We start from the raw sequence: 12989 nt of genomic DNA, 5'->3' as shown, positions 1-12989 counted from the left end.
TCGAGTGTTTACGTTGCCGAAACTTACGGGCACTCAAATTTAGAACAGAGGCAATATTGCTTACCTATTCTCTTATGCTTGAAAGTAGTCATAATGAATTGGGGGTGAGTTTGAAATATTCTCTTGATTATGCCTAATTAACTAGCACAACGGGTATATTAAATATTTTATCATATTTAATAAAGTTTTACTTCTAAAGTATGCTGGATAACAAAAAAACCTTGTCTGAGACTAGGTTTTTTATAAGATGGAGCCGGTGGGAGTCGAACCCACGTCCAAACACCTGCCGTCATATTCGTCTACAACCATAGGTTATGTATTTGATTTAACTGTCATACGACACATAACTCAAACCTTACAACAGCGAGCCTATCAATCTCTTTTCGGTCAGCTAGGCAATAACCAAACGTAGTCTGCTAATAATAAGACCCCTAGCTAATCACAGACGAACTAGTAGAAGTCACGCTGGCTGGTTTTTAGGCAGCTAAAGCGTAAGAATTTGTATTTTTTGCAGTTATATTTAACTGAGCGTTTACGTCGCCACACGAGTTGCAAAATATGCCTCATAATGCCTGTCGAATCCGTAACGACCCCTTGTTATGAAGAACAATTAGGTTTATTATAGCAGATACTGTTTCAAATAGCAAAAAAAAAGATGTTTATGATATGATGGATTTATGGAAAAAAAGGGATTACGGTATTCTAGATTACAGAAAATAATTCAAATTTTAGGTTTTTTAGCAGTCATAATAACAGTTTTGTTAGTTGTTTGGTTTTACCGTTTAGGGATTTTAAATGATAGCAACGTTTTGAAAGATGTTGTTAAACGTTATACATTGCTAGGTCCATTAATATTTATTGGGGTTCAAATCATTCAGGTTGTATTTCCAATTATCCCTGGAGGGGTTACAACTGTTGTTGGCTTTTTAGTTTTTGGATCTTGGTACGGATTCTTATATAATTATATAGGGATTGTTGTTGGCAGCATCTTATTATTTTTATCGGTCAAACGGTATGGTCGTCGGTTTATTTTTCTTTTTACAAAAAAAGATACCTTTTATCGTTATGAGAAACGATTGGAGAGTAAAGGATTTGAGCGGTTTTTTATTATTTGTATGTTATCTCCGATTTCCCCTGCAGACTTGCTTGTGATGATAACAGGTTTGACTGATATGAGTTTAAGACGATTTACTCTAATTATGCTGGTTACAAAACCAATTTCAATTGTGGCCTACAGCTATCTTTGGATTCATGGTGGCTATCTGATTCAATATTTTTTAAAATAAATTTTTAGATGCGCGAGGGTAGAAAATATCCTTGCTATTTTTTTAGTTGTTTTAATAGTATAATGGAAGGTAATAAAGAAATGAGAAAGGAGTTATGATGTTTGCTCCCCTAGATACAAAGACGGTATATTCGTTTATGGATAGCGTCATCGATCTAAAATCATATGTTCAAAAAGCGAAAGATTTGGGTTATACTCATTTAGGAATTATGGACTATGAGAATCTTTACGCAGGATACCATTTTATTTCTCTTGCTAAACAAGAGGGAATGACACCTATTTTAGGGATTGATTGCCACTTACAGGTTGCTAACGCTTCTATATCGTGTCGTTTAATAGCTTTGAACTCTGTTGGTTATCGCCAGTTGATGAAAATTGCTACGGAAATTACTAGTAGCCATTACCAATTGGATGATATTAAGGATTTATTAACGGATGTTGCTCTAATCGTTCCTTACTATCAAGGCATTGAACAATTAGCGCTAGAGGTTGATTTTTATATAGGTGTGACTTTAGAGACTCCACTAGAAGAGTTTAGCCATCCAATAGTCCCTATACATACTGTTCGCTACTTTGCAAATGACGATCGTGAGACTATTCAGGTTTTACATGCTATAAAAGAAAATATTCCACTAAGAGAGAGTCAGCCAGTCAAAGAAAATCAATTTCTCTACTCACGAGATATTATGGAAGGAGCTTTTCGAGAAAAATTTCCTGAGAGTCTCGTCGTTTTGGAGGAATTAATCAGTGGTATTTCGTATGATTTTGACAATCAATTAAAACTACCGAGATTTAATCGTCAAAAAGAAGCCTTTCTAGAGTTGAAAGAAAGAACGCAAGAAGGTTTAGAGTCGAAAGGTTTATGGACATCGGCCTATCAAGAGCGTTTGGAAAAGGAATTAAATGTCATTCATAAAATGGGGTTTGATGATTATTTCTTGATTGTCTGGGATCTCTTACGTTTTGGTCGCAGTAGAGGCTACTATATGGGGATGGGACGAGGCTCGGCTGCAGGTAGTTTAGTTGCTTTTTCATTAGATATTACAGGAATTGACCCCTTGAAAAACAATCTTCTGTTTGAACGCTTTCTCAATGAAGAACGCTATAGTATGCCAGATATTGATATCGATTTACCTGACATTTACCGTGGGGAGTTTTTGCACTATGTCAGAGATCGCTATGGCCGGGATCATGCTGCACAGATTGTAACTTTTTCGACATTTGGTGCCAAACAAGCTATCCGAGATGTTTTTAAACGTTTCGGTGCGACAGAGTATGAGTTGTCGCAATTGACCAAAAAAATTGGGTTTCGAGATTCGTTGACAAGCGTTTTTGAAAAAAATGCTTCATTCAGACAATTATTGTATGCTAAAACGGAGTATCAAAGGGCCTTTGAAATTGCTAAAAAAATTGAAGGTCAACCAAGACAGACATCTATCCATGCTGCAGGAATTGTGATGAGTGATGACCTACTGACAGATCATATTCCGTTGAAAATGGGTGATGATATGATGGTGACGCAGTACGATGCAGGTGCTGTTGAATCGAATGGACTCTTGAAGATGGATTTTTTAGGACTAAGAAACCTGACCTTTGTCCAAAAAATGAAGGAAACTTTATCAACAGAACAAGGAATTGACATCGATATTGCTACAATTGATTTAGAAGATGAAGAGACCCTAAAATTATTTGCAGCTGGAAATACAAAAGGTATTTTTCAATTCGAACAAGCAGGTGCTATTAATCTTTTAAAACGTATCAAACCAACACGTTTTGAGGAAATTGTTGCCACTACCAGCTTAAATCGTCCAGGTGCTAGCGATTACATTGACAATTTTATCAATCGAAAAAATGGTCGGGAAGCGGTTGATTTAATCGATCCTAGTATTGCAAGTCTATTAGAACCTACGTTTGGGATCATGCTGTATCAAGAACAGGTTATGCAGATTGCTCAGATTTATGCAGGCTTTAGTTTGGGAAAAGCCGACTTGCTCCGCAGAGCCATGTCTAAAAAAGATGCGATAGAGATGCATAAGATGTCTACTGATTTTTATGAGGGAGCTCAGCAACTAAATCGAAATACAGAAATCACCAGACGACTGTTTAATATGATGGAAAAGTTTGCGGGGTATGGATTTAACCGTAGCCATGCTTACGCTTATGCTGCCCTAGCATTTCAACTAGCCTATTTCAAGGCACATTATCCATCTATTTTTTATTCTGTGATGCTGAATTATTCGAACCCAGATTACATTAATGATGCTTTAGCTGCAGGTTTTAAGGTTAGCCCTTTAGATATAAACCATATTCCTTATCTTGATAAGATATCACAAGACTCTATTTATTTAGGTTTGAGCCATATCAAGCAGATTCCGAGAGATCTAGCGTATTGGATTATTGAAAATCGTCCGTTTCAAAATATGGAAGAGTTTCTAACACGTTTACCGGAGAAGTTCTGTAAAGAAGAATTTTTGATACCGATGATTGAAGTAGGCTTATTTGATAGATTTGAAAAAAATCGACAAAAATTATTGACGAATCTGTCATCTTTAATCATGTTTGTAAGTGACATCGGCAGTTTATTTGCTGATTTGACTTACAATTGGATAGGAGCTGAGGATTTTAGTGACATTGAGAAATATCAAGCTGAAAAAACGATTGTAGGTATCGGCATCAGTCCGCACCCTTTAAAGAAGCTTTTAAAGGAAAATCCTCGACAGCAAAGAATAGATCAAATTATTCCCTCTCAGCAAGCACGACTTTTAGTACAACTTGAGAAACTGAAACTCATTAGAACAAAAAGTAATGGGCAACAAATGGCTTTTGCGACAGTGACTGATACTCAAACGAGTTTAGAGGTGACTATTTTCCCTGAAACCTACCATCGTTATCGCCAGATTTTGCAAGAAGGAGGTATCTATTATATAAGTGGTAAAATTCAGGAGCGAGATGGCAAAAACCAAATGATCCTTGGGACAGCAGAAGTTGCGACTGGTGAAAAATTATGGTTACTACTGCAGAATCATGAGAGGGATCAGATGGTAGCAAGCACTTTGCAAAAGTATCCAGGTAATGTTCCGGTTGTTCTTCATTATAAAGAAACGGGTGAAACGTTAACTAGTCAAACTTACTACGTTTCTAAAAGTGATGAACTCGAAAGAGAACTACAAGGATATGTTTTGAAAACGGTTTTTCGCTAAAAAAAGCAAATAAATCTAGGCATTTTAAATAGGATTGTGCTATAATAAGAACGTTAAATTAATAAAAGGAGTACCAAGCATAATGAAACGTATTGCTGTTTTAACTAGTGGTGGTGACGCCCCTGGTATGAACGCTGCTGTTCGTGCAGTTGTTCGCAAAGCAATTTCAGAAGGAATGGAAGTCTATGGGATTAACCGTGGCTATGCGGGAATGGTTGAAGGCGATATCCATCAATTTGATGCCAAAAGCGTAGCAAATGTACTTTCTCGTGGTGGCACATTCCTTCAATCAGCACGTTATCCTGAGTTTGCTCAGCTTGAAGGGCAACTTAAAGGGATTGAACAGCTGAAAAAAAATGGCATTGAAGGGGTTGTTGTTGTCGGTGGTGATGGATCTTACCACGGTGCTATGCGCTTGACAGAACATGGTTTCCCAGCGGTTGGTCTTCCAGGGACAATCGATAATGATATTGTTGGAACTGATTATACAATTGGTTTTGACACAGCTGTAAATACAGCTCTTGAAGCTTTGGATCGTCTTCGCGATACAGCTTTCAGCCATGGACGTACCTTTGTTGTTGAAGTGATGGGACGTAATGCTGGTGATATTGCTCTTTGGGCAGGTATCGCAGGTGGTGCAGACCAAATTATTGTTCCTGAAGAAGATTTCGATATTAACGAAGTTGTTCATAAAGTAACAGAAGGTTATGCAACTAAAAACAAAAACCATCATATTATCGTTGTTGCTGAAGGTGTCATGAGCGGCGAAGAATTTGCTGCAAAAATGAAAGAAGCTGGTGATACTAGTGACCTTCGTGTGACAAATTTAGGACACTTATTGCGTGGTGGTGCACCAACTGCCCGTGACCGTGTTCTTGCTTCATGGATGGGAGCACACGCTGTCGACCTTCTTAAAGAAGGTCGTGGTGGTCTTGCGGTTGGTATTCACAATGAAGAGTTGGTTGAAAGCCCAATTCTTGGAACCGCTGAAGAAGGTGCTTTGTTTAGCTTAACAGAGGATGGTAAGATTGTTGTTAACAATCCTCACAAAGCGCGTCTTGACTTTGCAGAGCTGAACCGTGACTTAGCTCACTAATCTGACATTAGTCTATTAAAATTGTTAAACCGTCGCTTTTGCGACATTAAATAAAGGGAGTTTCATATTATCATGAATAAACGTGTAAAAATCGTTGCAACACTTGGTCCTGCGGTTGAAATCCGTGGTGGTAAAAAATTCGGTGAAGATGGTTACTGGGGTGAAAAACTAGATCACCAAGCTTCAGCTGAAAAAATTGCACAATTGATTACTGAAGGTGCTAACGTTTTCCGTTTCAACTTCTCTCATGGTGACCATGCAGAGCAAGGTGAGCGTATGGAAGTTGTTCGTAAAGCAGAAGAAATTGCAGGACAAAAAGTTGGTTTCCTTCTTGATACAAAAGGACCAGAAATCCGTACAGAGTTGTTTGAAGGCGATGCTAAAGAGTATTCATACAAAACTGGTGAGCAAATCCGTGTTGCTACAAAACAAGGTATCAAATCAACTCGTGAAGTGATTGCTTTGAACGTTGCCGGTGCACTTGATGTCTTTGATGATGTTGAAGTTGGTAAACAAGTTCTTGTTGATGACGGTAAACTTGGTCTTCGTGTTGTTGAAAAAGATGCTGACAAACGTGAATTCATCGTTGAAGTTGAAAATGATGGTGTTATCGCTAAACAAAAAGGTGTAAACATTCCTTACACTAAAATTCCTTTCCCAGCGCTTGCAGAACGTGATAACGCTGATATCCGTTTTGGTCTTGAACAAGGTCTTAACTTTATCGCTATCTCATTTGTACGTACAGCTAAAGACGTTAACGAAGTACGTGCTATCTGTGAAGAAACTGGTAACGGACATGTTAAATTGTTCGCTAAAATCGAAAACCAACAAGGTATCGATAATATCGATGAAATCATCGAAGCAGCTGATGGTATCATGATTGCTCGTGGTGACATGGGTATCGAAGTTCCATTTGAAATGGTTCCAGTTTACCAAAAAATGATCATCACTAAAGTTAATGCAGCTGGTAAAGCAGTTATCACAGCAACAAACATGCTTGAAACAATGACTGATAAACCACGTGCAACTCGTTCAGAAGTTTCTGACGTCTTCAACGCAGTTATCGACGGTACAGACGCAACTATGCTTTCTGGTGAGTCAGCTAACGGTAAATATCCAGTTGAGTCAGTTCGTACAATGGCTACAATCGATAAGAATGCACAAACACTTCTTAACGAATACGGTCGTCTTGACTCATCTAAATTTGCTCGTACAACTAAGACAGAAGTTGTGGCTTCAGCAGTTAAAGATGCAACAAACTCAATGGATATCAAACTTGTTGTTGCTCTTACTGAATCAGGTAACACTGCACGTGCAATCTCTAAATACCGTCCAGATGCAGATATCTTGGCTGTAACATTTGATGAAAAAACACAAAAATCATTGATGATTAACTGGGGTGTTATTCCAGTTGTTACTGAAAAACCAGCTTCAACAGACGATATGTTTGATGTAGCTGAAAAAGTAGCTCTTGAATCAGGACTTGTAGAATCAGGTGATAACATTGTTATCGTTGCTGGTGTTCCAGTTGGTTCAGGTGGTACTAACACAATGCGTATCCGTACAGTTAAATAATTAAACTATGAAAACTATCAAGTAATTTCGCTTGGTAGTTTTTTGTACGCCCAAAATGATTCCTTTATTTGATAGTTGATTTTTGAGAGTCTTATGCTCGAGATATGGGGAGGAGGTATTGTGTCACGACAATCGCATGAAAGATTTTTAGCAAGAAAGCAAAGCTTTTTGTATTTCAATTTTCGGCTTTTTCAAAAATACGTTTTATTATTGAGCTGTTTTGCTATAGGAAAAGCATTGAGAGTATCTACTTTAAACTGTACTATAATTCGGAAATAACTGTTTCATGCGTTTGTCCTGGTATTGTGTCAGAATACTTTTTTTGAGCCTTATTTCATGATATAATGGTATTGAAGGAGTATCAAATGGTAAAAAGAGATTTAATTAGAAATTTTATAATTGTAGCAATTGCTATCTTAGCCTTTGTACTTTTGAGGCTGTTTATTTTCTCAAGTTTCAGAGTACATGAGGACGCTTCTAATACGTTCTTGAAGAAGAATGATGTTGTCGTTGTAAATAAAAATGTTACTCCTAAGTTTAAAGATTTTATTGTTTATGAAGTTGATGGAGTCTTCTATATTAGTCGTGTTATCGGACTTCCTGGAGAAGATGTAACTGTTATGGATGATATTCTTTATATTAATAATGTTATTCAAGATGAACCTTATATTGATGAGGAGAAGGCCAGCTATCAATCGGAGAATAATCAACAAGTTTTCACCTCTGATTTGTCAGTGAAAACATTAAGCTCTGGCAAGTACACCACAGTGCCAAAAGGTAAGTACTTAGTTTTAAATGATGATCGTCAAAATGAGAATGATAGTCGACGTTTTGGCCTAATTAAACGTAGTCAAATTCGTGGAGTCATCAATTTTAGACTCTACCCTCTAAATAAGTTTGGTTTTTTTGATTCGGAAAAATAAGATGGTGATATGAAACAGGAGTGTTTTACTCCTGTTTTTTTCTTGCGTAATCAGAATTAAAACAACTATACCAATTTATTTCTTGACATATTTATTCTTTAGTTATATACTGTTATTGCTAGGTTTTGGTGGTTATTTATTTGACTATACCAATTCTTAAATTTATCTTAAGGAGAGTAGCAGTACCACTGTTACAAATAATAATATGTGTGGAATTGTAGGGGTTGTTGGTAACCGTAATGCAACGGATATCTTGATGCAAGGATTAGAAAAGCTAGAATACCGTGGGTATGATTCAGCAGGTATTTATATCGCTAATTCAGACTCATCACAATTAATCAAATCAGTAGGCCGTATTGCTGATCTTCGTGAAAAAATTGGAATTGACGTTGTAGGTAGTGCAGGTATCGGTCATACTCGTTGGGCAACTCATGGTAAGCCATCTGAAATCAATGCCCATCCACACCAGTCACAGACAAGCCGTTTAACGCTTGTTCATAATGGTGTGATTGAAAATTTCGCTGAAATTGAGGCAGAATATCTCGAAGGGCACACTCTTAAAGGTCAAACAGATACAGAAATTGCTGTTCACTTGATTGGTAAATTTGTTGAAGAAGACGGACTTTCAGTCCTAGAAGCCTTCAAAAAAGCTCTTTCAATCATTGAAGGCTCTTATGCTTTTGCCCTCATGGATGCAGAAGATAGTGAAACCATCTACGTTGCTAAAAATAAATCACCACTTCTGATTGGTCTTGGTGAAGGTTACAACATGGTTTGTTCTGATGCCATGGCTATGATTCGTGAAACTTCTGAATATATGGAAATCCATGATAAAGAACTTGTTACCGTGACAAAAGACGCTGTTCAAGTTCAGGATTACAATGGTAATGCCATTGAACGTGGTTCATATACAGCAGAGCTTGATTTGTCTGATATTGGTAAGGGAACTTATCCATACTATATGCTTAAAGAAATCGATGAACAACCATCAGTGATGCGTAAACTCGTTTCTGCCTACACTGATGATAATGGTCAAATTACAGTTGATTCAGACATTATCAAGGCAGTGCAGGATGCGGATCGTATTTACATCATTGCTGCTGGAACATCTTATCACGCAGGTTTCGCTTCAAAAGATTTCCTTGAGCAGCTGACAGACACGCCGGTTGAACTTGGGATTGCCTCAGAATGGGGTTACAATCAACCACTTCTTAGCCAAAAACCCCTCTTTATCTTCATCAGCCAGTCTGGTGAAACAGCGGATAGTCGTCAAGTTTTGGTTAAAGCTAATCAAATGGGTATCCCTAGTCTGACAGTGACAAACGTTCCCGGTTCAACCCTTTCTCGTGAAGCATCACATACTATGTTGCTCCATGCTGGTCCAGAAATTGCAGTAGCTTCAACGAAAGCCTATACTGCACAAATTGCTACTCTGGCTGTTCTGGCTAAAGCTGTCGGTGATGCTAATGGTAATAGCAAAGCAGCAGACTTTGATTTAGTTCACGAATTGTCAATCGTTGCTCAATCAATTGAAGCAACCTTATCTGAAAAAGATGTGATTGAGGAAAAAGTGCAAGGTCTTCTTTCAGAGGCACGCAATGCCTTTTATATTGGTCGTGGAAATGATTACTATGTTGCCATGGAAGCCTCTCTTAAACTTAAAGAGATCTCTTATATTCAATGTGAGGGATTTGCAGCTGGTGAATTGAAACATGGAACTATTTCATTGATTGAGGATGGCGTCCCAGTACTTGCACTTATCTCAAATAACGAGATTCTAGCTGCTCACACTCGTGGTAATGTTCAAGAAGTTATTGCCCGTGGAGCGAATGTTCTGACAGTAGTTGATGAAGCGATAGCACGTGAGGATGATGATATTAAAGTTTCAACTGTCCACCCATATTTGTCAGCTATTGCTATGGTAGTTCCAACACAGTTGATTGCTTACTATGCGACACTTCAAAGAGGTTTGGATGTGGATAAACCACGTAACCTTGCTAAATCTGTTACGGTAGAATAATACTACAAAATCTTATCACTCACTGAGAATTTTTTAACAGATATAGTATTTCTCATTTTTGACATCTTGTCAGCTCTCCCATTTTACGGTAAAATAGAAGCTGTATTAAAAAATAGGAGTTAATCATGTCATTACCAAATTGTCCAAAATGTAATTCAGAATATGTTTATGAGGATGGGATTTTACTAGTATGTCCAGAGTGTGCTCACGAATGGGATCCAAATGAGGTTGAAGAAGATGGCCTTGTTGCAGTTGATGCCAATGGCAACAAACTTGCTGATGGTGACACAGTTACTTTGATCAAGGATCTTAAAGTAAAAGGTGCTCCAAAAGACCTTAAACAAGGAACTCGTGTTAAAAATATTCGTATTGTTGAGGGTGATCACAACATCGATTGTAAGATTGATGGTTTTGGTGCAATGAAACTAAAATCAGAATTTGTGAAAAAAATCTAAATTATAGGGATTGGATAGCTGTATGAGTTTAGAGCTATCCAATTCTTTTTATTCAGAAAAAACTATCAAAAAATGAGATTTTTTGCTATAATAGGGGTATTAGTTTGGATTTTTATACCTTGATTTGAGGCTAAAATTTCAAAAGATTTTGTTAGGAGAGACTATGTCTTACATTTCACAAGTCCTACCAAGCCTACTTAGCGGGGCTATGGTCACACTACAAGTTTTTGCAATTGTAGTTGTTCTTTCAATTCCTATTGGTGCAATTGTTGCCTTTTTAATGCAGATTAAATTTAAGCCTCTGAGATGGTTTCTAACGCTTTATGTCTGGGTTATGCGAGGAACACCGTTGCTTTTGCAATTAATTTTCTTCTATTACATTTTGCCAAGTGTTGGTATTGTTATGGATCGTATTCCAGCAGCTGTTTTGGCCTTTACCCTTAACTACGCGGCTTACTTCGCTGAGATTTTCCGTGGAGGAATAGAGGCTATTCCTAAAGGGCAATACGAAGCTGCTAAAGTCTTAAAATTTAGTCAGTTTCAAACAATTCGATACGTTATCTTACCGCAGGTTGTCAAAATTGTTTTGCCAAGTGTTTTCAATGAAATTATCACCCTTGTTAAGGATTCATCTTTGGTTTACGTCCTTGGTGTAGGCGACCTTTTAATGGCAAGTAAGACTGCTGCTAACCGAGATGCAACTTTGGCACCGATGTTTATCGCTGGTGCAATTTACCTTATCCTCATAGGTATCGTAACAGTACTCTCAAAACATGTTGAGAAGAAATATAATTATTATAAGTAAGGTGATGATATGTTAGAATTAAAAAATATATCTAAGAAGTTTGGATCGAAGACAATTTTTGAAAATTTCAATCTAACGATTCAGGAAGGAAAAGTCCTAGCGATTGTCGGTCCTTCTGGAGGTGGTAAAACAACCTTACTACGTATGCTTGCTGGTTTGGAGACAATGGACTCTGGTCAGGTGACTTACAATGGTAAGGAAGTTCCTATCAGTCATTTGGAAACTGAAAATTTGCTCGGTTTTGTTTTCCAGGATTTCCAGTTATTTCCTCATATGACAGTTTTGGAAAATTTGATATTATCTCCAACAAAGACCATGGGCTTATCGAAAGATGAAGCAAGACAAAAAGCAATGGGGTTATTACAGCGATTAGGTTTATCAGAACATGCTTCAGTTTATCCCTTTTCTCTATCAGGAGGACAAAAGCAACGTGTTGCCTTGGCTCGTGCAATGATGATTGATCCTCAGATTGTTGGTTATGATGAACCAACATCTGCCTTAGATCCAGAACTACGTCAGGAAGTGGAAAAATTGATTATGCAGAACCGTGAGACGGGAATTACACAGATTGTTGTTACCCATGATATGACATTTGCTGAGAATATTGCTGATGACATTTTACGTGTCAATCCAAAATAAGTGAGGGAAGATTTTATGAAATTGAAAAAATGGTTAGCTCTAGGTCTAACTGCAGTGGCAGTAGTAACATTAGCCGCTTGTGGTCAATCAAAGACATCAAGTGAAAAGGTCTCAAAAGACAATTGGGAAAAATACACTGAAACAAAAGAGGTTACAATCGGCTTTGATAATACGTTTGTACCGATGGGCTATGAAGATAAAAGTGGTAACAATGTTGGTTTTGATATTGATCTTGCCAATGCTGTTTTTGCAGAGTATGGCATCAAGGTCAAATGGCAGTCTATTAACTGGGATATGAAAGAAACGGAATTGAATAACGGGACTATCGATTTGATCTGGAATGGTTATTCAATGACTGATGAACGCGTTAAGAAGGTGTCTTTTACTAATCCGTACATGGTTAACAAACAAGTACTTGTGACGAAAAAATCATCTAACATTTCTAGCGTTGCTGGTATGAAGGATAAAAAACTTGGTGCACAGGCAGGGTCATCAGGTTACGATACCTTTACATCAAATCCTAAAATTTTGAAAGATATTGTAGCTGATGGTGATGCAACACAATATGAGACTTTTAGTCAAGCTTTGATTGACTTAGATGCAGATCGTATTGACGGATTATTGATTGACCGTGTTTACGCTAATTATTATTTGAAACAAGAAAACAAACTATCTGACTATAACATTATTGATGCTGGATATGAATCTGAAAGCTTCTCAGTGGGCGCCCGTAAGGCTGATAAAACCTTGGTTAAAAAAATTAACGAAGGCTTTAAGAAGTTGTATAAGGAAGGTAAATTCCAAGAAATCTCCAATAAATGGTTTGGTGAAGATGTTGCTACCTCTGATGTTAAAAGTTAATTTGAGTTAAAATGAAATAGCCTTCAACTATTTGGGGCTCTTTGTCAACTGTAGTGGGTTGACTTATAATCAGCAGCGAGAGAGAATCAGATTGGTTCTCTCTTTTTGCATGTTTAAAGCGATGAGAATC

At 37.5% G+C, this 12989-nt stretch carries 10 protein-coding genes, 1 other RNA gene and 1 pseudogene; 11 read left to right on the top strand and 1 reads right to left on the bottom strand.

The features are described 5' to 3' along the window. Positions 1–137: pseudogene (locus JOC31_RS10160) on the top strand (IS982 family transposase); the annotation flags it as partial. A gap of 108 nt (positions 138–245) precedes the next feature. Here the strand turns inward: JOC31_RS10160 and ssrA are convergent. Continuing rightward, positions 246–594, bottom strand: a transfer-messenger RNA (tmRNA) gene (gene ssrA / locus JOC31_RS09270). 83 nt (positions 595–677) lie between these two features. Here ssrA and JOC31_RS09265 point away from each other — a divergent pair. The 10 genes from JOC31_RS09265 to JOC31_RS09220 all read left to right on the top strand — a co-directional run bounded on the left by JOC31_RS09265 (position 678) and on the right by JOC31_RS09220 (position 12859). Then, positions 678–1286, top strand: coding sequence for a TVP38/TMEM64 family protein (locus tag JOC31_RS09265; RefSeq protein ID WP_205017877.1), 609 nt, complete (start codon positions 678–680; stop codon positions 1284–1286). A gap of 97 nt (positions 1287–1383) precedes the next feature. Next, positions 1384–4485, top strand: a complete 3102-nt coding sequence (locus JOC31_RS09260) for a DNA polymerase III subunit alpha (protein ID WP_205017879.1) — start codon at positions 1384–1386, stop codon at positions 4483–4485. Between the two features lie 82 nt (positions 4486–4567). Further along, the gene (pfkA, locus tag JOC31_RS09255) at positions 4568–5581 is read left to right on the top strand and encodes a 6-phosphofructokinase (protein ID WP_205017876.1); all 1014 of its coding nucleotides are present in this window, start codon (positions 4568–4570) and stop codon (positions 5579–5581) included. A gap of 72 nt (positions 5582–5653) precedes the next feature. Beyond that, on the top strand, positions 5654–7156 hold the full coding sequence (pyk, locus tag JOC31_RS09250; protein WP_205017875.1) for a pyruvate kinase: 1503 nt from the start codon (positions 5654–5656) through the stop codon (positions 7154–7156). A gap of 365 nt (positions 7157–7521) precedes the next feature. After that, on the top strand, positions 7522–8079 hold the full coding sequence (gene lepB, locus JOC31_RS09245) for a signal peptidase I (protein ID WP_205017874.1): 558 nt from the start codon (positions 7522–7524) through the stop codon (positions 8077–8079). 205 nt (positions 8080–8284) lie between these two features. After that, entirely contained in the window at positions 8285–10099 is a 1815-nt protein-coding gene (glmS, locus tag JOC31_RS09240) for a glutamine--fructose-6-phosphate transaminase (isomerizing) (RefSeq protein WP_205017873.1), read from the top strand. A gap of 122 nt (positions 10100–10221) precedes the next feature. Continuing rightward, positions 10222–10554: a zinc ribbon domain-containing protein YjdM gene (locus JOC31_RS09235; protein ID WP_205017878.1), complete on the top strand. Its 333-nt coding sequence runs from the start codon at positions 10222–10224 to the stop codon at positions 10552–10554. Positions 10555–10717: 163 nt separating this feature from the next. Next, complete coding sequence (locus JOC31_RS09230) at positions 10718–11359, top strand: amino acid ABC transporter permease (protein WP_205017872.1); 642 nt, start codon at positions 10718–10720, stop codon at positions 11357–11359. A 9-nt stretch (positions 11360–11368) separates the two neighbouring features. Continuing rightward, on the top strand, positions 11369–11998 hold the full coding sequence (locus JOC31_RS09225; RefSeq protein ID WP_205017871.1) for an amino acid ABC transporter ATP-binding protein: 630 nt from the start codon (positions 11369–11371) through the stop codon (positions 11996–11998). A 15-nt stretch (positions 11999–12013) separates the two neighbouring features. Beyond that, positions 12014–12859, top strand: a complete 846-nt coding sequence (locus JOC31_RS09220) for an amino acid ABC transporter substrate-binding protein (protein WP_205017870.1) — start codon at positions 12014–12016, stop codon at positions 12857–12859. Positions 12860–12989 lie beyond the last annotated feature (130 nt).

Source organism: Streptococcus saliviloxodontae (genome assembly GCF_016908655.1).
In the GTDB taxonomy this organism is placed as follows: domain Bacteria; phylum Bacillota; class Bacilli; order Lactobacillales; family Streptococcaceae; genus Streptococcus; species Streptococcus saliviloxodontae.
The sequence above is the reverse complement of the archived record's forward strand: the minus strand, read 5'-3'. Positions and strand labels throughout refer to the sequence as shown.